Raw genomic sequence first — 21,744 nt, 5'->3', positions numbered from 1 at the left:
CGGTGGGCGGTTGTGGCCGGCGCCGTGCTGCTCACCGGCGCCTGCGCCCAGGCGACCGGGGTGGCGGGCGTCAGCGCCCAGTCGCCCTCCACGGCCCCGCCCACGGGCACGCCCACCGTCACCCCGGCGGTCACCGCCACCATCCCCTCGCCCGGCCCGTCCGGCCAGGACGGCGAGCAGCAGGCCGAGCAGCCCCCCAAGGGGGACGACCCGGTCAAGGTGCCGCCGCCCAAGCTGTCGAAGTTCACCTACACGTTCCCGGTCAAGGGCTGCGGCACGACCTACCAGCGCAGCCTGCTGGTGCTGCCCAAGACGACGATCTGGGCCCCGCAGGGCTGTTCGTTCGTCGCGCCGGTGGACGGCGTCGTGGACGAGGTCAACGTCAAGAACCGGTGGGCGCCCTCCACCGACAAGGGCGCCGACCGCGAGGGCCGGTTCGTCACGATCATCGGCGACGACGGCGTGCGTTACCTCGGCGGCCACCTCGACTCCGTCGCCGACGGCGTACGGCCCGGCGTGCGGGTCAAGGCCGGGCAGTTGCTCGGCCGGGTGGGCAGGTCGGGCAACGCCCGCGACGCCGGCTCCAACCTCTACTTCGCGATCTCCTGGAAGACCGGCCCGGCCTACTGGTGGGTGCGCCGGGGCATGGTCGAGCCGTGGGACTACCTGGACGCCTGGCGCTCCGGCAACCGCACGCTCTCCCCCCGCAAGGAGACGCTGGCGCTGCGCGGCAAACTCGGCGAGACGCCGCGCTGCGCGGTCCAGTGCACCTCGAAGAAGGTGCCGCAGGCCACCAAGCAGCCCAGGAAGCCGCGCAGGACCGCCGAGCCCAAGGACGACAACCCGATCACGGCGGACCCGTCGTCAACTCCTTTCGGTCAATGACGACGCCCGACCTGATCAGCTCCTGGATCTCCGGCACGGCGTCCCGGGTGTTGACGCTCATGCCGGCGACCACCCGGCCCGCGCGCAGCCAGAAGGCGACGAACCGCAGGTCCTCCACCGACCCCCGGCAGACGATCTCGTCGTGGCCGTCGGTGTCGCCGGTGAACTCCATGCTCAGGTCGTACTGGTCGGTGTAGAGGTAGGGGATGTCGTCGTGGACGACGTCCTGGCCGAGCATGGCGCGGGCGGCGGCCGGACCGCCCTTGAGCGCGCCCGACCGGTGCTCGACGCGGACGTGCCGGCCGTACAGGGGGTGGAAGGGCTCGGCGGCGTCGCCGGCGGCGTAGACGTCGGGGTGCGAGGTGCGCAGGGAGGCGTCGGTGCGGATGCCGTGCCGCACCTCCAGGCCCGCGTCCCGGGCCAGCTCCACCTCGGGCGCGACGCCGATGCCGGCCACCACGAGGTCGGCCGTCAGCCGCTCCCCCGTGCTGAGCCGCACGCCGGTGCCGGTGACCTCGGCGACGGCGGTGCCGAAGCGCAGGTCCACGCCGTTGCGGGCGTGCAGGCGGGCGAACACCGCGCCCAGCTCGGGGCCGAGCGCCCGGTTGAGCGCGGTGGGCTCGGGCTCGACGACGGTGACCGGGCAGCCCGCCGCGCGGGCCGCCGCCGCGCTCTCCAGCCCGATCCAGGACGCCCCGACCACGATGACACTGCCGCCCTCGGCGAAGCGCCGCCTGAGCGCCTCGCAGTCCTCGACGGTACGCAGGTAGTAGGCGGGTCCGGGCAGGCGTCTCGGCGTCGCCCCGGTCGCGATCAGCAGCTTGTCGTAGGCCCGCCGGGACCCGTTGGCGAACCTGACGACGTGGTTGCGGGGCTCGATGCGGGTGACGGGCAGGCCGAGCCGCAGCTCCACGTCGTTGTCGGCGTACCAGCCGGGGGCGTGGACGTAGATCTTCTCCCGCTCGCCGCCGCCCCGCAGGTACTCCTTGGACAGGGGCGGCCGTTCGTACGGGCGTTCGCTCTCCGCGCCGGCGAGCACGACCTCGCCGGCGAAGCCCTCCTCGCGCAACGTCTGCGCGGCCTTGGCTCCCGCAAGGCCCGCGCCGACGATGACATATGTAGCCATGCGCGCAGTATCCGCCGACGAGGCAGGTCCGCAAAGCCGCTCGTGGGGCCGGTTTCACCGGCCCCGGCGGCCTTCCGTCACTTCGACAGGCGCCGGTGCCAGGCCACGGCCGAGGTGTCGGTGAGCGAGGCGATCTGGTCGATCACGACGCGCACCCGGGCGGGGTCGTCGGGGGCGTCCAGGAAGGCGGGGCGGAAGGCGGGTTCGAGGGTGGCGGGGGCGCCGAGCGTGATCAGCGAGGCCAGCTCGGTGATCAGCTCGCGCTGCCTGGCCTGGTTGGCGTGGTGACCCTCGGTGGTCATCACGTAGTGGGCGGTGACGCCCTTGAGCAGGGCGCACTCCAGCAGCGTGGCGCGCGGCACGACGAGGTCGGCGCGGTGGCGGGCGCCGTGGACCTCCTTGGTGGCGGTCTGGGCCGAGCGGCAGAACCGGCCGATCAGGCCGCTGGTGAGCGCCTTGAGGCCGGCCAGGTCGGCGAGCGTGGCCTCGAAGCGGCGCGGCCACAGCGGGTCGGCGATCAGTTTGGCGAAGACCTCCTCCAGCTCGTTGAGGTCGGCGCCGGGCGCGTACCAGGCGCGGGTGACGCGGGCCACCGCGCCGCGCTCCACGGGCGACTGGAGCGCCTCGGGGGTGACGTGGCCGGAGTGGAGCGCGTCCTCCAGGTCGTGGACGGAGTAGGCGACGTCGTCGGCCCAGTCCATGATCTGGGCCTCGAAGCTCACGCGGCCCTCCGGGGCGCCGTCCCTGATCCACTCGAAGACCGGCAGGTCGTCGTGGTAGACGCCGAACTTCGGGGACTTCTCGCACGTCCAGGGGTATTTGACGGAGGCGTCGAGTGCGGCCCTGGTGAGGTTGAGGCCGGCGCTGCGGCCGTCGTCGGTCAGGACCTTGGCCTCCAGCCTGGTGAGCAGGCGCAGGCTCTGGGCGTTGCCCTCGAAGCCGCCGCAGGAGGTGGCCAGCGCGTTGAGCGCGACCTCGCCGTTGTGCCCGAACGGCGGATGGCCGAGGTCGTGGGCCAGGCAGGCGGTCTCGACCAGGTCGGGGTCGACGCCGAGCGTGGCGCCCATCTCCCTGCCGACCTGGGCGCATTCGAGGGAGTGGGTCAGTCGGGTGCGCGGGATGTGCTGGCCGCCGCCGAGCGTCTCACCGGGGCCCACGACCTGGGTCTTGGCCGCCAGCCTGCGCAGCGCGGCGCTGTGCAGGACGCGGGCGCGGTCGCGTTCGAACGCACCGCGGCCGGGGTTGCCGGGTGGTTCCGGGACCCATCGTTCCTGGTCGTGCTCGTCGTAGTACGACATTGGTGCAGTGATTTTATCCAGTTTCCTGTCTCCGCTAGTGTCGAGCCTCGCGAGAACCCCTTCCCCGGGAGCCCTCCCCCATGACGACAGCGTTCCGAGCGGTGCTGGCCTTCAGTCTGCTCGCCGGCTTCTACGTGCTGGTCGGCGTCATCCTGGTGGCCGCCGTGTTCTTCGACGTCCTGCTGCTGGTGGACTTCCACGCCGCGGCGCTGAAGGTCGCGATCGTGCTCACGCTGGCGGCGGGCGCGCTGGTGCGGGCGCTGTTCATGGTGGGCAGGAACCAGGGGGGCGAGCTGCCGGGCGTGCCGGTGGGGCGCGAGCACGAGCCCGCGCTCTGGCAGGCGGTGGAGGACCTGGCCCGGCGGGTGCGCACCGCGCCGCCCGACGAGATCCGGCTCGTCCCCGAGGTGAACGCGGCGGTCTCGGAGGACACCCGGTTCCTGGGGCTGCGCGCGACGCGGCGGCGCATGTTCATCGGGCTGCCGCTGCTCCAGACGCTCACCGTCGACGAGCTGCGCGCCGTGCTGGGGCACGAGCTGGGCCACTACAGCGGGGCGCACACGCGGCTCGGCGCGCCCGTCTACCGGGGGCGGGTCTCGCTGATCGCGACCGTGCAAGGGCTGGGCAACCATCCGCTCATTCAACGGCTCTTCGCCGGGTACGCCAAGCTCTACCTGCGGGTGTCGCAGGCCGTGTCGCGTCGCCAGGAGCTGGAGGCCGACGAGTTCGCGGTGGCGATCGGCGGGCGCCAGGCCATGTCGGGCGCGCTCCGCAAGATCCACGACACCTCCCTGGGCTGGGACCTGTACGCCGGCGACTACCTGTCGCTGACCGGCGTGGGCGGCACCCGGCCCGCCTCGGTGTTCGGCGGCTTCCACGCGCTGATGAACGACCCCGGCCGGCAGGCCGAGATCGCCCGGCTGGGCGAGCGGCCCGAGGAGGTCTCGCCGTACGACTCCCATCCCAGCCTGGCCGACCGGCTGGCCGCCATCGCGGTGCTGCCCGAGCCCGAGCACGTCCCCGATCCGCGTCCGGCGCTGACGCTGCTGCGCGATCCCGACGTCGCGGCCGAGGCGGTCGAGCGGTCGATGTGGACGCCGGAGGCGCTGGCCGGGCTGCGCCCGGTGCCGTGGGACGAGCTGGTGGCCCAGGGCATGTACGCCGCGCGCAACGCCGAGGCCCTGCACGACCTGGCGGTGGCGGGACAGCGGGTGATGGGGGCGACGCGGCCCTACCTCGACGCGGCCTTCGAGGCGATCGCCAGGGGCCGCCAGGCCGAACTGGCCGAACGGCTGCGCGAGCTGGGCTGGAAGCCGTCGGAGACGCTGCTCGCCGGGGTGCTGGGGCAGGCGCTGGAGGCGGTGCTGATCCAGCTCGGCGAGGCCAGGTGGACGCTGTCCTGGTCGGGCCCCGCCCGGCTGCTGTTCGAGGACGGCGAGGAGGTGGCCCTGGCCGAGTACGCGGCCCGGGTCGCGGGTGATCCGGAGGCCGTGGCCGGGCTGCGGCAGTGGCTGGGCGACCACGGGATGCGGCACGACTACGTGCCGGCCGAGGAGGCCCTGCCCCGTTAGCGGGTCGCGGGCTGCCTGGCCTCCGGCCGGCGGACCATGAGGACGTCCACCTGGTCCTCGCCCTCGACGGTGAAGCCGTGCCGCGCGTAGAGCCGCTGGGCGGCGCTGCCCCGCAGGACGACCAGGCGCACGGTCGCGCGCTCGGCGTCGGCGCGGTCCAGCAGCGCCCGCAGCACGGCCGAGCCGAGCCCGCGTCTCTGGACGGCGGGGGCGAGGTAGAAGTGCTCCAGCCAGTGCCCGTCCGCGGCGGGGCGCAGGGTGACGCAGCCGGCGAAGGCGCCGCCGGCCAGGATGACGGAGGTGTGCCCGGGAGCGAAGGAGTCGCGGAAGCGCTGCCGTACCCGGTGCTCGTCGAAGCGGCCCAGCCGTTCCAGGTCGGGGCGCATCACCGTGGCCCGCAGCTCCGCGATGGCCTCCACCTCGTCCGGCCCGGCGGGCCGCAGCTCCCATTCCAGGAGATCTTTCATGGCGGAAAGTATCCCAAAAGCCGCTTTTCGCGCGATCTCCGGGGTTCATGGACAGGAAATCAACAGATCTTCAACCGGGCGCTCCTACGATCCGTCGCAAGGAGCGCTCCTCCAGGGGGCGCCGGCAGGGAGGGAACCCCCGTGAACTTAGGCGTCCCGGAGATCATCATCGGTTTCGTGCTCTTCTTCCTCCTGATCGGGATCGTGGTGTTCACCGCCGTGGCGCTGGCCAACCGGCGCCGCGGGTAGGGGCGGCCGGGGCCCGGGGCCCCGGCCGCCGCGCTCGTCAGCGGGTGTCGGAGTCGGTGTCGGTCAGGGCCGCGCGACCGGCCTCCAGCCGGGCCACCGGGATGCGGAACGGGGAGCAGGAGACGTAGTCGAGGCCGACCTCGTGGCAGAAGTGCACCGAGTCGGGGTCGCCGCCGTGCTCGCCGCAGATGCCGACGTGCAGGTCGGGACGGGCCGCGCGGCCCTCCTCGACGGCGATCCTGACCAGCCGTCCGACGCCGTCGCGGTCCAGGGTCTCGAACGGGCTGACGCCGAAGATGCCGAGCTCCAGGTAGCGCGAGAAGAAGGCGGCCTCGACGTCGTCGCGGCTGAAGCCCCAGGTCATCTGGGTCAGGTCGTTCGTGCCGAAGGAGAAGAACTCGGCGGCCTCGGCGATCTGGCCCGCCGTCAGCGCCGCCCTCGGCACCTCGATCATGGTGCCGATCAGCGCCTCGACGCCGGTCTCCGCGAGGATCCTGGTCGCCTCCTCGCGTACGGACTCCAGCTCCTGGACCGACGCCACCAGCGGGATCATGATCTCCGGACGCGCGCCCGGGACCTCGGCCGCGGCCTGGGCGATCGCCCGCACCTGCATGGCGAACAGCCCGGGGATCACCAGGCCGAGCCGCACGCCGCGCAGGCCCAGCATCGGGTTCTGCTCGTGCAGCCTCTTGACGGCCGACAGCAGCCTGCGGTCCTTGTCGGTCACGTCGGGCGAGGTGGCGACCTTGACCGACAGGTCCACCAGGTCCGGCAGGAACTCGTGCAGGGGCGGGTCGATGAGCCGGATGGTGACCGGGTCGCCGCCCATGGCCTTGAAGATGCCGATGAAGTCGGCCTTCTGCAGGGGTTCGAGGGCGTCGAGCGCGGCCTGCCGCTCCTGGTCGCCGTCGGCCAGGACGAGGTCCTCGACGAGCTGGCGGCGCTCGCCGAGGAACATGTGCTCGGTGCGGCACAGGCCGATGCCCTGGGCGCCGAAGCGGCGGGCCCGCGCGGCGTCCTCGGGGGTGTCGGCGTTGGCGCGGACGCGGAGCCGGCGCACGGAGTCGGCGTGGCCCATGATCCGGTCCACGGCCCTGACCAGGTCGTCGTCCGGCTGCGCGCCCTCGAAGTACTCGACGACGGCCGAGTCCACGACCGGGACCTCGCCGAGGTAGACCTCGCCGGTGGTGCCGTCGATGGAGATCACGTCCCCTTCGGCGACGACCTCGCCGCCGGGGGCGGTGAACGTGCGCTCGCCGGTGGAGACCTCCAGCTCCTCGGCGCCGCACACGCACGTCTTGCCCATGCCGCGGGCGACCACGGCGGCGTGCGAGGTCTTGCCGCCGCGGCTGGTCAGGATGCCCTTGGCGGCGATCATGCCGGCCAGGTCGTCGGGGTTGGTCTCGCGGCGGACGAGGATGACGTCCTCGCCCCGTCCGGCCAGCTCGACGGCGCGCTCGGAGGAGAAGACGACCTTGCCGACGGCGGCGCCCGGCGAGGCGTTCATGCCCTTGGCGATCTTCTTCTTCTCGGCGCCGCCGTCGAAGCGGGGGAACATGAGCTGGGCGAGCTGGTCGCCGGTGACGCGGGTGACGGCCTCGTCGAGGGTGATCAGGCCCTGGTCGACGAGCTGGGTGGCGATGCAGAAGGCGGCCGCGGCGGTGCGCTTGCCGACCCGCGTCTGGAGCATCCACAACTTGCCGCGCTCGATCGTGAACTCGATGTCGCACAGGTCCTTGTAGTGGTTCTCCAGCGTCTCCATGATCTGCAGCAGCTCGTCGTAGGAGCGCTTGTCGAGGCGTTCGAGCTCCTGGAGGGGGATGGTGTTGCGGATGCCGGCGACGACGTCCTCGCCCTGGGCGTTCTGCAGGTAGTCGCCGTAGATGCCCTGCTGGCCGGAGCCGGGGTCGCGGGTGAAGGCGACGCCGGTGCCGGAGTCGTTGCCGACGTTGCCGAAGACCATGGCCACGATGTTGACGGCGGTGCCGAGGTCGGCCGGGATGCGCTCCTGGCGGCGGTAGAGGATGGCGCGCGGGGCGTTCCACGAGTCGAAGACCGCCATGACGGCCAGCCGCATCTGCTCGCGGGGGTCGGCGGGGAAGTCCTTGCCGGTCTGCTCCCGGACGATGCCCTTGTAGGTCTCGACCAGACCCTGCAGCTCGCCCGCGTCGAGGTCGGTGTCCTGGCGACGGCCCTTCAGCTCGTCGAGCGCGTGCTCGAACAGGTCGCCGTCGAGGCCGAGCACGGTCTTGCCGAACATCTGGATCAACCGGCGGTAGGAGTCCCAGGCGAAGCGGTCGTTGCCGCCCGCCTGCTTGGCCAGGCCGTGCACCGACTCGTCGTTGAGCCCGATGTTGAGGACCGTCTCCATCATGCCCGGCATGGAGAACTTCGCGCCCGACCGTACGCTGACCAGCAGCGGATCGTCGGCCTGACCGAGCCGGCGGCCCATCTGGGCCTCCAGGGCGTCCAGGTGCTCGGCGACCTCGCGCTCCAGGCCGTCGGGAAGAGCGCCTTCCGTCAGGTAGTGACGGCAGGCTTCAGTGGTGATCGTGAATCCGGGGGGTACGGGCAGCCCGAGATTCGTCATCTCGGCGAGATTCGCGCCCTTTCCACCGAGAAGATCCTTGAGATTCCTGTTGCCCTCGGTGAAGTCGTAAACGTACTTGGCCACCACAGCTCCAATCCAACGCTTCTGCCCGGGACTCTACCGGCGAAATTGATGATGAAACTGCACTCCTCGGTTAAGTCATCGTTTTTGCAGGTCAACCGCCCGTGACAGGTCTAATCCAATTATAGGACCGCTGCCCGATAAATTGGTTTATACCAATTGGTTTACACCAATTCTTGAGAAAGAGGAGCGAGAGGTGGGGAATCGGATCCGGTCCCGCCAGGAGACGCCCATGGCGGCTCGCGGCAAGCCAAAGCGGCGTGCAGGCTTCGTCGCGGGATCGGCCAAGCCCTCCGCGGACACGGTGATCTACCTGGACCTCCGGCGCCCGCGACCGGCCGGCGGCCGTCGTGATCGCTCAACGTGACCCACCTCGGGTCGTTCCGCGATATGGACGTGATCGAGGCATGACACTCTGCTCGCATGTCCCGCACGACGCCCCGAGGTCTGATGGCCGCCTGCCTGGTCCTGGCGCTGTCCGCCTGCGGCTCGGGAACGCCCGAGCCCTCCGGGGGGTCGACGGTGCCGGGAGCGGAACAGCGGCACGCGACCCAGCTCCGGCCGGGCGACTGCCTCGTGTCCATCCCCGACGACCTGATCGCGACGCTCGTGCCGTGCGGCAACCCGCACGCGGCCGAGTTCGGCATGATCTACGTCGTGCCGGAGGGGGCGTGGCCGGGCGCCGAGCAGGCCAGGCGGCAGGCCACGGACTTCTGCGCGCCGCGGCTGCGGATCACGCCGGGCAGGCGGGGCGAGGTCAAGGTGACCGCGTTACCGCCGCTGGAGGAGGAGTGGCCGCGCCACCGCACGGCGTACTGCGTGGCGGTGGCGCGTGACGGGCAGCTCGTCGGGCGCGTGGTGGAGTAGGACGCACAGGCCCGCGTCGGCGCGGGTCCCACGGCGCGGGTCCCACGGCGCGGGTCCCACGGCGCGGGTCCCACGGCGCGGGTCCCACGGCGCGGGTCCCACGGCGCGGGTCCCGCGAGGCGGTCAGGGAGGGCGGGCGGTCGCTCAACCGGGGGCGGTCAGGCGGGGCGGGCGGTCAGGCGGGGATGGGGTTGGTCTCGGGCGCCGGGCCCGGCGCGCCGTCGCGCGGCGGCAGCCACAACACGAACGTGGCCCCCTGCCCCAGCCTGGAGAACACCGCCACCCGTCCCCCGTGCGACTCCACGATCTGCCGGACGATGGCCAGGCCGAGCCCCGTGTGCCGGTCGCGCCGGCTGGCCTCGCCACGCCAGAACCGGTCGAAGACCCGCTCCTGCTCGGCCACGCCGAGGCCGGGGCCGTCGTCCCTGACCGCGACCCACAACCAGCCGCCCGACCGGCCGGCCTCCACCCGGACGCCGCCGCCCGGCGGGGTCAGGCGCACCGCGTTGGACAGCAGGTTGGCCACGGCCCGGCGCAGCGCGTCCTGGTCGCCGGTCATCTCCAGGTTCCGGTCCAGCCCGCGGGTGATCGTCAGGCCGCGGGCGGCGGCCGGCGCCGCGTACTCCTCGCACGCCTCCCGCGCCACCCTGCTCAGGTCGAGGTCGGTATCGGCGAACGCGGTCGCCTGCCGCCGGGCGCTGGCCAGCAGGTCCTCCACGAGCCTGGTCATGCGGGTGGTCGCCCGGTCCACGATCTGCACGGCCCTGGCCCGCTCCGCCTCGCTGGCGTCGGGCGAGGCGAGCACGGCGTCCACGTTGGCCCGGATGATCGTCAGGGGGCTGCGCAGCTCGTGCGAGGCGTCGTCGATCAGCCGGCGCTGCGCGCTGAACGCCTCCTCCAGCCGGTCGAGCATGGTGTCGATGGTGTCGGCCAGGTCCTTGAGCTCGTCGCGCGAGCCGCCCAGCCTGATCCGCCGCGTCAGGTCGGTCGCCTGGATCTCCTCCGTCGTCCGGGTGATCGACCGGACCGGACGCAGCACCCGTCCCGACAACACCCAGCCGATGCCCAGGGACGCCAGGTAGAGCCCGGCCAGGGTGGCCAGCGAGTAGTCGCGCAGCGTGGCCAGCGTCCTGATGTTGACCTCGTTCTCGACCTCCTCGATGAAGACGACCTCCTGCTTGCCCACGTACTGGTTGCCGCGGTACGCCTTGGCGTACTCGGTCGAGTACGGGCGTTCCTCGGTGGTCTTGGAGACCGCGACGTAGATGCCGCCCAGCACCAGCGCGGCCAGCACGAACAACAGCCCCGAGTACAGCACGGTGAGCCGGAAGCGGATGGTGTGGATCACGCCGGCTCCCTGAGCCGGTAGCCGCGGCTGATCACCGTCTCGATGAGACCGTCCTCCTGGAGCTTGCGGCGCAGGTTGCCGACGGTGACCCGGACGGTGTTGGTGAAGGGGTCGGCGTGCTCGTCCCAGACGTGTTCGAGCAGCTCCTCGGTGGAGACCACGTGGCCGGGACGGGTCATCAGGTAGTGCAGCACGCCGTACTCCTTGGGGGTCAGGGCCAGGGAGCGGCCGTCGAGGGACACCTCCATGCGGGCGGTGTCGATGCGCAGCCCGCCCACCTGGAGGACGGCGGTGCCGCCGGTGTCCCTGCGCAGCAGCGCCCGCACCCTGGCCAGCAGCTCGGGGAAGGCGAACGGCTTGACCAGGTAGTCGTCGGCGCCCTCGTCGAGGCCGCGCACCCGGTCGTCGAGGCGGTCGCGGGCGGTGACCATGATGATCCGCACCCCGCGGCCGGCGGCCCGTACCGAACGGCAGAGCTCGAAGCCGTCGCCGCCGGGCAGGTTCAGGTCGAGCAGCACCAGGTCGTAGGTGTTGACCTCCAGCTTCTCGTGCGCCGACGGCGCGTCGTAGGCCACGTCCACCGCGTAGCCCGCCCGGACCAGACCCACCCGTAACGCGTCGACCAGGTCTTCCTCGTCCTCGACCACCAGCAGTCGCATGATCTTGACCATAGTTCCGGATGAGGGGTCACGCCATGGGCCCGGAGCGGCGTTCCCGGCTCCAGCACCACCTCACCAAACGCCAGCGAAAAACCACATAACTATCGCCTTTACACGATTTTTCGGTGTTCACCGTTAGATCTTTCGACCATGACGCCCTTCCAGCGATATTTGGCAGAAGAAGTGGCACTCGACCACGTAGAGGGCCTGATCTCGCGGCGCGAGGCCCTGCGCCGCCTGGGCCTCCTCGGGCTCACCCTCCCCGCCGCCACTGCTCTCCTCGCCGCCTGCGGCGCCACTCCCGACACCGACCCGGCGAGCACGACTACGCCGCTCGCGGCCGCGCCGTCCGGCGCGGCCTCCCCCGCGGGCCCGGCCCCGCTGCCCACGCAGGAGATCACGTTCCCCGGCCCGGACGGGACCCCCCTGCGGGCCGCCTGGTCCCCCGCCGCCATCCCCAAGGGCGCGGTGCTGGTCATGCACGAGAACCGCGGGCTGACCGACCACATCCGCTCGGTCGCCGGCCGCCTGGCCGCCAGCGGCTACTCGGCCCTGGCACCCGACCTGCTCTCCCGGGACGGCGGCACGGCCGCGTTCGCCGACACCGCGCAGGTCACCGCCAAACTGGGCGAGATCCCCCAGGAACGGTTCGTGGCCGACATGAAGGCGGCCGTCGACGAGCTGGAGAAGCGGGCCGAGGGCGCCGGGCTGGGCATGATCGGGTTCTGCTTCGGCGGCGGGATGACGTGGCTGCTGCTGTCGTCCGGGGAGACCCGGCTGGCCGCCGCGGCGCCCTTCTACGGCCCGCTGCCCGACGACGCGGACCTGACCGAGGCCAAGGCGTCCGTGCTGGCGATCTACGCCGAGCAGGACGACCGCGTCAACGCCACCAGGGACGCGGCCGAGGCGGCGCTGACGAAGGCCGGGCTCACCCACGAGCTGGTGACCGTCCCCGGCGTCGGCCACGCCTTCTTCAACGACACGGGCGCCCGCTACGACGAACGGGCCGCCTCGCAGGCCTACGACTACGTGCTGACCTGGTTCGGCCGCCATCTGTCCTGACCGGCCCGGCCTGTTCTGCTCAACCCGTCCTGCGCGGCCCGGCCCGAGAACGCGAGCGCCGCCCGCGGCGGAGAGCCGGGGCGGCGCCGACGAGGTGCAGCCGGGGTCAGTCGTTGAGACGCTGGCGCAGGTAGGAGTCGACCTGGTCGATGGCGATGCGCTCCTGGGCCATGCTGTCGCGCTCGCGGATCGTCACCGCGTGGTCTTCGAGGGTGTCGAAGTCGACGGTGATGCAGAACGGGGTGCCGATCTCGTCCTGGCGGCGGTAGCGGCGGCCGATCGCGCCCGCGTCGTCGAACTCGACGTTCCACCGCCTGCGCAGCTGCGCGGCCAGGTCGCGGGCCTTCGGCGACAGGTCGGCGTTGCGCGACAGCGGCAGCACCGCGGCCTTGACCGGCGCGAGCCGGTGGTCGAGCTTCAGCACCGTGCGCTTCTCCAGGACGCCCTTGGCGTTGGGCGCCTCGTCCTCGGTGTAGGCGTCGAGCAGGAAGGTGAGCGTGGCCCGGTCGACGCCGGCGGCCGGCTCGATGACGTAGGGGACGTAACGCTCACCGGTGTCCTGCTCGAAGAAGCTCAGGTCGACGCCCGAGGCCTTGGAGTGGGCGGTGAGGTCGAAGTCGGTGCGGTTGGCGATGCCTTCGAGCTCGCCCCACTCCGAGCCCTGGAAGTTGAAGCGGTACTCGACGTCGACGGTGCGCTTGGCGTAATGGGACAGCTTCTCCTGCGGGTGCTCGTAGAGGCGCAGGTTGTCCTTGTTGATGCCCAGGTCGGAGTACCACCGGAACCGCTCGTCGATCCAGTACTGGTGCCACTCCTCGTCGGTGCCGGGCTTGACGAAGAACTCCATCTCCATCTGCTCGAACTCGCGGGTGCGGAAGATGAAGTTGCCCGGGGTGATCTCGTTGCGGAAGGACTTGCCGACCTGGCCGATGCCGAACGGGACCTTCTTGCGCGCCGACTGCTGCACGTTGAGGTAGTTGATGAAGATGCCCTGGGCGGTCTCCGGGCGCAGGTAGGCCAGGCCCGACTCGTCCTCCACCGGGCCGAGGAAGGTCTTGAGCAGGCCGCTGAACTGCCGGGGTTCGGTGAAGGTGCCCTTGTTGCCGCAGTTGGGGCAGGTGATGTCGGCCAGGCCGTTCTCGGGCTCCTTGCCGTTCTTCTCCTCGTACGCCTCGACGAGGTGGTCGGCGCGGAAGCGCTTGTGGCACGACTGGCACTCGGTCAGCGGGTCGGTGAAGGTCTCGACGTGGCCGCTGGCCCGCCAGACCTCGGGGGCCAGGATGACGCAGGAGTCGAGGCCCACCACGTCGTCGCGCGACTGGACCATCGACAGCCACCACTGCCGCTTGACGTTGTTCTTCAGCTCGACACCCAGAGGACCGTAGTCCCACGACGCGCGAAGTCCGCCGTAGATCTCGCTCGACGGGTAAACGAGCCCGCGGCGCTTGGCGAGGCTGACGATGGTGTCCATGACGTCGGTGCGTCGTGCCATGTTGGTTGCGTCTCTTTCCGGCTGGAGGTCGGCGAGTGAATTCGGTGAGATCCCAGCTTAGGGGACGCTCACCCGGTCCCGCGCGCGAGTATCGCTACGCACCTTCTTGCGTGTACACGTCCTCGTACGCGCTGGGTTCGTTGACCATGAGGATCATCAACGGGTACATGACCATCCTGGAGGCCGACAGCGCCCTGCGGTAGAACCCGGCGCCCTCCCACTCGCTGACCAGCGCCCACAGGTTGGGCTCGTCGACCGAACGGGCCAGCCGCCCGCGGTGGAAACCCGGCTGGGCGGCGAAGGTGTCGAGGATGGCGTGGCCCTGCTTGATGAAGTCCTGGGACTGGGACTCTGGCACGGTGTATCGGATCACGGCGAGCACCAGCCCAGCCTAGAGGTGCGCACCCTGGTGTCAGGCGAACTCCCATAGGCTCTCGACGTGGTCTCCAAAAACAAGCGCCCGCTGCCCCAGGGCGAGCAGTTCTTCACGCCGGGCGCGGGCGGCGCGCGCAAGGCCGTCGAGCGGCGCAGCGCGGTCCCGATGACCTTTCTGTTCACGCAGGTGCCCAGGTGGGTGGCCCCCGCCGTGCTGGTGATCCTGCTGCTGGCCGCCTTCGCGCTGGCCAACTGGCTGGGCGGCGTGGCGGCGCTGGTGGTGCTGGCGTTCGTCGGGTGGCTGGCGTACCTGTCGTGGCCGTCGCTGGGCATCGGCGGGCGGCTGCTGCGGGTCGTGATGCTGGTCTTCCTGGCGCTCCTGGCCGCTGACCGGTTTGGGGCGTTCTAGTCCGGCCCGCCGGAGATTTTGACAATCATTTTCATTTTCTCCATACTTGAGGGCGTGATGTCCCGTACGCCCCCAATGCGCGCCGTAACCTTCCTCGCCGGAGCAGCCCTGCTGGCCACGTCCGCCTGTGGCGCCGGGGCCGCGGAGAGCACCGAGACCGCCGCGGGCGGCAGGCCCGAGGTGATCGCCGCCTTCTACCCGCTCCAGTGGCTCACGGAGCAGGTGGCCGGGCTCGACGCCGACGTGACCGTCCTGACCGCGCCCGGCGTCGAGCCGCACGACCTGGAGCTGGGCATCCAGCAGATGACCAAGCTCCAGGACGCCGCCCTCACGGTCTACGTCAAGGGCGTGCAGCCGGCCGTCGACGACGCCGTCTCCGCCGACACCGCCTTCGACGCCGCCGCCGTCGTCACGACGATCCCGGCGGGCGGGCACGCCGATGAGGAGGGCCACGCGGAGGAGCACGGCGTCTCCTACGACCCGCACATCTGGCTCGACCCGTCCCGGCTGGCCACGGTCGCCGGAAAGCTGGGCGAGCGGCTGGCCGCCGCCGACCCCGCCCACGCGCAGGCGTACAAGGACCGCGCCGCCACGGCGGCGGGCGTGCTGGGCGGCCTCGACCAGGAGTTCGCCAAGGGCCTGGCCGGCTGCGCCGGCAAGACGCTGGTCACCGCGCATGAGGCGTTCGGCTACCTGGCCGACCGCTACAAGCTCAAGCAGGTGGGCATCACGCTCGACCCCGAGACCGAGCCGTCGCCCAAGCGCCTGTCGGAGGTGGCCGCGCTGGCCAGGGCCGAGGGCGCCACCACGATCTTCACCGAGTCCCTGGTGAGCCCGAAGGTGGCCGAGGTGCTGGCCGGCGAGGTCGGCGCGAAGACGGCCGTGCTCGACCCGCTGGAGAGCAAGCCCGCCGGCGACTACCTGACGGCCATGCGCGACAACCTCAAGACCCTCCGCACGGCTCTGGGGTGTGCGGCATGAGCGAGACGGCCTTCGCGATGACCGGCGGCCGGGTCAGCTTCGACGGCCGGCAGATCCTGCGCGGCGTCGACCTGACCGTCTGCCCCGGCGAGGTGGTGGCCCTCCTGGGGGCCAACGGCTCGGGCAAGTCCACCCTGGTCCGCGCGCTGCTCGGCCTCACCCCGCTGTCCGGCGGCCAGACCCTCCTGTACGGCTCCCCGCCCGCCCGGTTCCGCGACTGGTGGCGCATCGGCTACGTGCCCCAGCGCCTCCAGGTCGGCGGCGGCGTGCCCGCCACCGTCCGCGAGGTCGTGGCCTCGGGCCGCGTCGCCAGGCAGCGCCGGCTGCGCAGGACCAGCGCGGCCGACCGGGCGGCGGTCGCGCACGCCCTCGACGCGGTCGACCTGACCGGCCGGGCCGGCGACCCCGTGCAGTCGCTCTCGGGCGGCCAGCAGCAGCGCGTGCTCATCGCCCGCGCCCTGGCCGGGGAGCCCGACACGTACGTGATGGACGAGCCCACGGCGGGCGTCGACGCCGAGACCCAGCAGCTCCTGGCCGACACGCTGGGCGGCCTGGTCCGCGACGGCAAGACGATCGTCCTGGTCGCCCACGAGCTGGGCCCGCTGGAGCCGCTGATCACCCGCGGCGTCGTGGTCCGCGAGGGCCGCGTCGCGCACGACGGCGAGCCGCCGCGGCCCGAGGGCGAGTGCGCCAGGCCGGGACACGAGCACCAGCATCCGCACGCCGACGAGCCGGCCGCCGGCCCGCTGACCGGCTGGCAGGGAGAAGCGCGATGATCGACCTTCTGCAGGAGAACCTCTTCCAGCTCGCGCTGATCGCCGCACTGCTGGTGGGGCTGTGCGCGCCCGCGGTGGGCACGTTCATCGTGCAGCGCAGGCTGTCGCTGCTCGGCGACGGCATCGGGCACGTCGCGCTGACCGGCGTGGCGCTGGGCTTCCTGACCGGCACGGCGCCGGTGCTGACGGCCGTGGTCGTCTCGGTGCTGGGCGCGGTGGCGATCGAGCTGGTCAGGGCCCGGGGCCGGACCAGCGGCGACGTCGCGCTCGCCCTGCTGTTCTACGGCGGCATCGCGGGCGGCGTCATGCTCATGGGCATCGCCCCCGGCGGCAGCAACGCCAAGCTGAACTCCTATCTGTTCGGCGCCATCGCCAGCGTCACGCGGGAGGACATCTGGATCATCGGCGCGCTGGCCGTGGCGGTCATCGGCGTGGTCGTCGTCTTCGGCAGGGAGCTGTTCGTGCTCTGCCAGGACGAGGAGATGGCCAAGGCCAGCGGCCTGCCGGTGCGCTTCCTCAGCCTGCTGATCGCGGTCACCGCCGCGCTCACCGTGGTCATCGCCATGCGCGTGGTCGGCCTGCTGCTGGTCAGCGCCCTGATGGTGATCCCGGTGGCCACGAGCCAGCAGCTCACCAGGGGCTTCCGGGCCACGATGGGCCTGGCGATGCTGTTCGGCGTGCTCGCCTCGGTGGGCGGTCTGCTGGCCTCGACGATGTCGTCGCGGGTGCCTCCGGGCGCGGCGATCGTGCTTCTCGCCCTCGCCGGCTTCGTCCTGGCCCTGGCTGTCGGTAAATTCGTACGGCGAGGCCGTATCCAGGAGTCCCCAGTGAGCCGGCGACCACATGTCCGTGTCGAGGAGGTCGCATGACGACGAGGCGCGATGCCGTGCACGACACCCTTCGCCGCAGCGAGGGGTTCCGCAGCGCCCAGGACGTCTATGCAGAGATGCGCCTGCACGGCGCCAAGATCGGGTTGACCACCGTCTACCGGGCGCTGCAGGCGCTGGCCGACTGCGGCCAGGTCGACGTGCTGCGCACCGACGAGGGCGAGTCGGTCTACCGGGCGTGCGCCAGCGACGACCATCACCACCACCTGGTCTGCCGCCGTTGCGGCCACACGGTCGAGGTGGCCGGGCCGGCCGTCGAGCGCTGGGCGGAGGCGGTCGGCAGCGACCACGGCTTCACCGAGATCACTCACACGGTCGAGGTCTTCGGCACCTGCTCGTCCTGCTCGGCGCCGGCCCGCGTGGGCTGAGGGCCGCGGGAGCCGTACAGCACGCCGAGCACGACGGCGGCGCACCCGGCGAGCTGCAGCGCGGAGGGCCGCTCCCCCAGCGTGAGCGTGGAGATGGCGACCGTGGTCATCGGCTGCACGAGCAGCAGCAGCGCCGTGAGCGCCGCGGGCTGCCTGGGCAGCGAGTACGTGATCAGCAGCCATCCGGCCACCTGCGGCCCCAGCGCGAGCAGCAGCAGCCACCCGTGCGCCGGCCATTCCGGCGCCAGGTCGGCGCCGCCGAACAGCGGGCTGAGCGCGGCGATCAGCACGGCGGCCACGACGGTCGCGTGCGCCAGGGGCCCCGCCGTCCGGCCCGGCCCGGCCTTCATGAGCAGCAGGTAGGCCGCGTACACGACGGAGGTCGCCAGCCCGGTGACGGCGCCCATGACGGGGTCGAGCCCGTACGCCGCGCCGTCGAACACCCCGGAGATCAGCACGACCCCGCCGAAGACGATCGGCGTGCTCGCCATGAGCCGGTTGGACGGGCGCTCGCGGAACAGGCCCCAGGCGGCGAAGGCCACGATGAACACCTGCAGGTTGCCCAGCACGGTCGCCAGGCCCGCGCCGACCAGCTTGATCGACTGGTGCCAGAACAGCAGGTCGAGCGAGAACAGCACGCCCGCCGCCCAGGCCGGCAGCGCGTTCCGCCAGGGCAGGGGCCCCAGCTTCCGCCGTTCGAGCCAGGCGAGCAGCACCATGGGCGGCGCCGCGTACGCGCAGCGGAACAACGCCGACGTCGCGGGCGACGCCCCGGACAGCCGGACCAAGGGCGCGGAGGTGGAGATGATCAGTGCTCCGGCGATCGCGATCAGGACGATACGCCGATATGCACTCACGGAAACCCCCGGAGTCCCATGGGAGAGATACGCTGCGACCACGCTAGAACCGGCCCCGACAGGAGTCAACATGCCGTTTGGCCATGACATGGTGCATTCTTTGGCGACCGTTGTCGACCTGGTCAACACCTCGCCGTCCACCGGCGGCGACGACGGTCTGGCCAGCCTGGCCGAGTTGCAAGCCTTCGTGGAGTCCCGGCAGATCAGCGGCATCGGCGCGCTGACCGCCCGCGACCTCGGCCAGGTGCGCATGGTGCGCGAGGCGTTCCACCGGGTGTTCACGGCCTCCGACGTGGCGAGCGCCGTGCGCACGCTCAACGCGTTGCTCGCCGAGACGCGCATCACGCCCAGGCTGACCGAGCACGACGGCCACCCGCTGCACGTGCACTACTTCGCCACCGACGCCTCCCTGGCTGAGCACGTGGCCGCCGACTGCGGCGTGGCGCTGGCGCACCTGCTGGTGGAGGGCGAGATGGAGCGCCTGCGCACCTGCTCGGCCCCCGACTGCGACCGCGTGTTCGTCGACGAGTCCCGCAACCGCTCGCGGGTCTACTGCGACAGCCGCACCTGCGGCAACCGCATGCACGTCGCCGCCTACCGGGCCCGCCGCCGCGCCTGACCGTCCCGCACGCGAACCGCCCGTCCCCGCGACGATCGGGGGACGGGCGGCAGGTGCGGGTGATTCAGGGTGCTTCGCTGGACGTCTGCCACCACGGCGGCTTGGCGGTGGCGAAGACGTCGGAACAGTTGCACGAGCCGCAACCTGGGATCATCGGCCCTCCTTCATCATGGGGGAACGGGTTGTACCCGCCTTCACCGGCTCTCAGCCTGACCCTCGTGCCAGAATTCCGGATACCGCCGCGACGCCACGTCTCCTCAGCTGGCGTCGCGCCGCCGCAGGGCGAGCAGCCCGCCGGCCGTGAGCGCGGCCGTCAGCGCGAGCAGCGTCAGCTCCGGCGCCGTGCCGAACGCCTGCCCCGCCATGATGTTCGGCAGGTAGTGGAACGGCTCGAACGGCGTGCCGCCCCACACCCCGTAGAAGGGCGCGACGACCTGTCCGAGCAGGACGGTCAGGATCCAGGCCGCCCAGCACAGCGGCACGCTCGCCCGGGGCAGCAGCCCGTAGGCCGCCACGCAGACCGCGCCGACGCACCACGCCGCCGGGGCCTGGCTCAGGGCGGCGGCCAGGAAGCGCGGCGCGGTGCCGGCGAAGTCGCCGAGGAGCGCGGCGTACACGGCGCTGAAGACGAGGGCGGCTAGCGCCGGCAGCGCGGCCGTGCCGAGCGCGGCCACCGCCAGGTGCCCGGCCGCCCAGCGGACCCGGGTCAGGGGCGTGGCCTGCACCTGGGCGGCGCGGCCGGAGGTCTCCTCCGAACGCAGCCGCACGACCATGAGCACCGGGTAGAGCGCGCTGCCGTAGGCGAGGATCAGCAGGTAGTACCACATGTAGCCGTCGAGGGCGTCCGCCGCGGGGACGCCGAGCAGGTTCGTGATGTTGGCGACCACGACGCTCGGGTGGGCCAGCACGTCCTTGGCCAGCGGGCCCATCGCGCCGCCCATCGCCGCGAACGCCGCCGTCCCCGCCGCCCACTTCAGCAGCAGGCCGCGGTGCAGCCGCCAGGCCAGGGAGACCGGGCCGCGCAGCCGGGGGGCTTCCTCCTTGCCCGGTCGTTCCGGCAGCAGGCCCGAGCCCAGGTCGCGACGGCCGAGCAGCGCGTACGCCAGCGCGCACAACCCCCCGGCGGCCGGCGTGGAGACGCCGAGCAGCCACCAGCGGTCGGCCCGGTAGGCGTCCACCAGGTGGCTCCAGCCGAGCGGTGACAGGGCCTTCAGCCAGGGCCGGTCGCTCGCGTCGGCGGCGTAGCGCAGGACGTAGGCCAGGCCGAGGGCGTACAGGCCGATGACCGTGGCGGTGCGGGCGTCGCGCGCCAGTTGCGCGGCGACGGCGCCGACGCCCGCGAACACCCAGCCCGCCACCACGACGGCGGCGCCGTAGGCGAGCGTGCCGATGGGTTCGAGACCGGCGGCGAGCAGGGCGGCTGCGGTCAGCGCCCCGCCGGCCAGGCTGGTCGCCCCGGCCACCAGCAGGGCCGCGCCGAGCGGCGCCCGGCGGCTCACCACGCCCGCGCGGACCAGCTCGGTCCGGCCCGCGTCCTCCTCCCTGCGGGTGTGCCTGATCACGGTCGTCAGGGCGGCGAAGGCGTTGATCACGTAGAGGAAGCCGCCGCTGCGCCAGGTCGCCAGCACCTCCAGGCGCGGCTCGACGACCCCGCCGCCCAGCGCACGGAAGAAGGCGTAGCGGCGGACGACCTCGGTGTAGGCCAGCTTCAACTCGTAGCTGCCCATGTTGCGGTTGATGTAGCCGACCATGGCCAGGCTCAGGGCCACCAGCAGCAGGAGCCACCAGGGGGCGACGGCGCGCTCGCGGCGCAGCGCCAGGCGGACGAGCGTCCACGTGCCGCTCATCGCACGGCCTCCGCCGGCCGGCCGGCTGCGTAGTGGCGCAGGAACAGCTCCTCCAGCGTGGGCGGGCGGCTGTCCAGGGTGCGCACGCCCGCCGCGGTCAGGCGGCGCAGCGCCGGGCCGAGGGCGTCGGCGTCCACGTCGAAGCGCACCCGGCCGCCCTCCTCGCGCAGGTCGTGCACGCCGGGGAGCCCGGCCAGCCCTTCGGCGGGCCGGTCGAGCTCGGCGTGCACGGCGGTGCGGGTCAGGTGGCGCAGCCCGGCCAGGGTGCCGCTCTCGACCGCGCGGCCGTCGCGGATGATCGTGACCCGGTCGCACAGGGCCTCGACCTCCGACAGGACGTGGCTGGACAGCAGCACGGTACGGTCGCCGCGCCGCCGCTCCTCCCTGACGACCTCCCGGAACGTCTCCTCCATGAGCGGGTCGAGCCCGGAGGTCGGCTCGTCGAGCAGCAGCAGCTCGGCGTCGGAGGCGAGCGCCGCCACCAGCGCGACCTTCTGTCTGTTGCCCTTGGAGTAGGCCCGGCCCTTCGTGCGCGGATCGAGGCCGAACCGGTCGAGCAGCTCCTTCCTGCGCCCGCGGTCGAGGCCGCCGCGCAGCCGGCCCAGCAGGTCGATCACCTCGCCGCCGGACAGGTCGGGCCACAGCGTGACGTCGCCCGGCACGTACGCCAGGCGGCGGTGGAGCTCGGCGGCCTCGCGCCAGGGGTCGCCGCCGAGCAGGCGGACGCTGCCCGCGTCGGCCCGCGCGAGGCCGAGCAGGATCCGGAAGGTCGTGCTCTTGCCCGCGCCGTTGGGGCCCAGGAAGCCGTGCACCTCGCCGGTGCGCACGCTCAGGTCGAGCCCGTCGAGGGCTCTGGTCCGGCCGTACGCCTTGACGAGTGCGGCCACCGAGATGGCGTCGCTCATGTTGATCTGCCTCGTGACTGTTCGC

21 protein-coding genes are annotated in these 21,744 nt (G+C 72.2%); 10 read left to right on the top strand and 11 right to left on the bottom strand.

What is annotated here, in order from left to right; genetic code table 11:
- Nucleotides 1-12: 12 nt before the first annotated feature.
- Nucleotides 13-885: a M23 family metallopeptidase gene (locus AB0C33_RS25930; protein ID WP_358292175.1), complete on the top strand. Its 873-nt coding sequence runs from the start codon at nt 13-15 to the stop codon at nt 883-885.
- Here AB0C33_RS25930 and AB0C33_RS25925 read toward each other — a convergent pair.
- Both AB0C33_RS25925 and AB0C33_RS25920 read right to left on the bottom strand, forming a co-directional pair.
- Nucleotides 848-2,011: an FAD-dependent oxidoreductase gene (locus AB0C33_RS25925; protein ID WP_358292173.1), complete on the bottom strand. Its 1,164-nt coding sequence runs from the start codon at nt 2,009-2,011 to the stop codon at nt 848-850. The genes AB0C33_RS25930 and AB0C33_RS25925 overlap by 38 nt on opposite strands.
- Before the next feature lie 77 nt (nt 2,012-2,088).
- On the bottom strand, nt 2,089-3,309 hold the full coding sequence (locus AB0C33_RS25920) for a deoxyguanosinetriphosphate triphosphohydrolase (RefSeq protein ID WP_352352533.1): 1,221 nt from the start codon (nt 3,307-3,309) through the stop codon (nt 2,089-2,091).
- A gap of 80 nt (nt 3,310-3,389) precedes the next feature.
- Between AB0C33_RS25920 and AB0C33_RS25915 the strand changes: the two genes are divergently transcribed.
- The gene (locus tag AB0C33_RS25915) at nt 3,390-4,880 is read left to right on the top strand and encodes a M48 family metalloprotease (RefSeq protein ID WP_358292170.1); all 1,491 of its coding nucleotides are present in this window, start codon (nt 3,390-3,392) and stop codon (nt 4,878-4,880) included.
- On the opposite strand, the gene AB0C33_RS25910 is transcribed toward AB0C33_RS25915, so the two are convergent.
- Nucleotides 4,877-5,347, bottom strand: a complete 471-nt coding sequence (locus tag AB0C33_RS25910) for a GNAT family N-acetyltransferase (RefSeq protein ID WP_358292167.1) — start codon at nt 5,345-5,347, stop codon at nt 4,877-4,879. The two genes, AB0C33_RS25915 and AB0C33_RS25910, sit on opposite strands and share 4 nt — an antisense overlap.
- Before the next feature lie 286 nt (nt 5,348-5,633).
- A complete protein-coding gene (gene ppdK / locus AB0C33_RS25905; RefSeq protein WP_358292165.1) occupies nt 5,634-8,270 on the bottom strand; it encodes a pyruvate, phosphate dikinase in 2,637 nt (878 codons plus the stop codon).
- Between the two features lie 420 nt (nt 8,271-8,690).
- Here ppdK and AB0C33_RS25900 point away from each other — a divergent pair, with 420 nt between their 5' ends.
- Nucleotides 8,691-9,134, top strand: a complete 444-nt coding sequence (locus AB0C33_RS25900; protein ID WP_358292162.1) for a hypothetical protein — start codon at nt 8,691-8,693, stop codon at nt 9,132-9,134.
- Nucleotides 9,135-9,309: 175 nt separating this feature from the next.
- Here the strand turns inward: AB0C33_RS25900 and AB0C33_RS25895 are convergent, their stop codons facing one another.
- The gene (locus AB0C33_RS25895; protein WP_358292160.1) at nt 9,310-10,482 is read right to left on the bottom strand and encodes a HAMP domain-containing sensor histidine kinase; all 1,173 of its coding nucleotides are present in this window, start codon (nt 10,480-10,482) and stop codon (nt 9,310-9,312) included.
- Nucleotides 10,479-11,141, bottom strand: coding sequence for a response regulator transcription factor (locus AB0C33_RS25890; RefSeq protein WP_352323395.1), 663 nt, complete (start codon nt 11,139-11,141; stop codon nt 10,479-10,481). The genes AB0C33_RS25895 and AB0C33_RS25890 overlap by 4 nt, the downstream gene beginning before the upstream one ends.
- A 150-nt stretch (nt 11,142-11,291) precedes the next feature.
- On the opposite strand from AB0C33_RS25890, the gene AB0C33_RS25885 reads away from it, so the two are divergent.
- Nucleotides 11,292-12,203 (top strand): dienelactone hydrolase family protein, encoded by a 912-nt coding sequence (locus AB0C33_RS25885; RefSeq protein WP_358292156.1) that lies wholly within the window; start codon nt 11,292-11,294, stop codon nt 12,201-12,203.
- A 106-nt stretch (nt 12,204-12,309) separates the two neighbouring features.
- Here AB0C33_RS25885 and AB0C33_RS25880 read toward each other — a convergent pair whose 3' ends face one another.
- Entirely contained in the window at nt 12,310-13,695 is a 1,386-nt protein-coding gene (locus AB0C33_RS25880; RefSeq protein WP_358292154.1) for a glycine--tRNA ligase, read from the bottom strand.
- A 94-nt stretch (nt 13,696-13,789) separates the two neighbouring features.
- On the bottom strand, nt 13,790-14,077 hold the full coding sequence (locus AB0C33_RS25875) for an antibiotic biosynthesis monooxygenase (protein ID WP_358292153.1): 288 nt from the start codon (nt 14,075-14,077) through the stop codon (nt 13,790-13,792).
- Nucleotides 14,078-14,134: 57 nt separating this feature from the next.
- Here AB0C33_RS25875 and AB0C33_RS25870 point away from each other — a divergent pair, with 57 nt between their 5' ends.
- From AB0C33_RS25870 to AB0C33_RS25850, 5 genes are all read left to right on the top strand, one after another.
- Nucleotides 14,135-14,479: a DUF6703 family protein gene (locus AB0C33_RS25870; protein WP_358292150.1), complete on the top strand. Its 345-nt coding sequence runs from the start codon at nt 14,135-14,137 to the stop codon at nt 14,477-14,479.
- A gap of 75 nt (nt 14,480-14,554) precedes the next feature.
- A complete protein-coding gene (locus tag AB0C33_RS25865) occupies nt 14,555-15,460 on the top strand; it encodes a zinc ABC transporter substrate-binding protein (RefSeq protein ID WP_358292147.1) in 906 nt (301 codons plus the stop codon).
- On the top strand, nt 15,457-16,236 hold the full coding sequence (locus tag AB0C33_RS25860) for a metal ABC transporter ATP-binding protein (protein WP_358292144.1): 780 nt from the start codon (nt 15,457-15,459) through the stop codon (nt 16,234-16,236). Before AB0C33_RS25865 ends, AB0C33_RS25860 begins: the two co-directional genes overlap by 4 nt.
- Nucleotides 16,233-17,105 (top strand): metal ABC transporter permease, encoded by an 873-nt coding sequence (locus tag AB0C33_RS25855; RefSeq protein ID WP_352323402.1) that lies wholly within the window; start codon nt 16,233-16,235, stop codon nt 17,103-17,105. The genes AB0C33_RS25860 and AB0C33_RS25855 overlap by 4 nt, the downstream gene beginning before the upstream one ends.
- On the top strand, nt 17,102-17,491 hold the full coding sequence (locus AB0C33_RS25850; RefSeq protein WP_352323403.1) for a transcriptional repressor: 390 nt from the start codon (nt 17,102-17,104) through the stop codon (nt 17,489-17,491). The genes AB0C33_RS25855 and AB0C33_RS25850 overlap by 4 nt, the downstream gene beginning before the upstream one ends.
- Here the strand turns inward: AB0C33_RS25850 and AB0C33_RS25845 are convergent.
- Nucleotides 17,431-18,348: a DMT family transporter gene (locus tag AB0C33_RS25845; protein WP_358292140.1), complete on the bottom strand. Its 918-nt coding sequence runs from the start codon at nt 18,346-18,348 to the stop codon at nt 17,431-17,433. The two genes, AB0C33_RS25850 and AB0C33_RS25845, sit on opposite strands and share 61 nt — an antisense overlap.
- Before the next feature lie 91 nt (nt 18,349-18,439).
- Between AB0C33_RS25845 and AB0C33_RS25840 the strand changes: the two genes are divergently transcribed.
- Nucleotides 18,440-18,967 (top strand): CGNR zinc finger domain-containing protein, encoded by a 528-nt coding sequence (locus AB0C33_RS25840; RefSeq protein WP_352323427.1) that lies wholly within the window; start codon nt 18,440-18,442, stop codon nt 18,965-18,967.
- Nucleotides 18,968-19,224: 257 nt separating this feature from the next.
- Here the strand turns inward: AB0C33_RS25840 and AB0C33_RS25835 are convergent, their stop codons facing one another.
- The gene (locus AB0C33_RS25835; RefSeq protein ID WP_358292138.1) at nt 19,225-20,814 is read right to left on the bottom strand and encodes a polyketide antibiotic transporter; all 1,590 of its coding nucleotides are present in this window, start codon (nt 20,812-20,814) and stop codon (nt 19,225-19,227) included.
- A complete protein-coding gene (locus tag AB0C33_RS25830) occupies nt 20,811-21,719 on the bottom strand; it encodes an ABC transporter ATP-binding protein (RefSeq protein WP_358292136.1) in 909 nt (302 codons plus the stop codon). The genes AB0C33_RS25835 and AB0C33_RS25830 overlap by 4 nt, the downstream gene beginning before the upstream one ends.
- Nucleotides 21,720-21,744 lie beyond the last annotated feature (25 nt).

It is taken from the genome of Nonomuraea sp. NPDC048881 (assembly GCF_040649795.1).
In the GTDB taxonomy this organism is placed as follows: Bacteria; Actinomycetota; Actinomycetes; order Streptosporangiales; family Streptosporangiaceae; genus Nonomuraea.
Note: the sequence above shows the minus strand (reverse complement) of the source record. Positions and strands in the feature narration are given on the sequence as shown.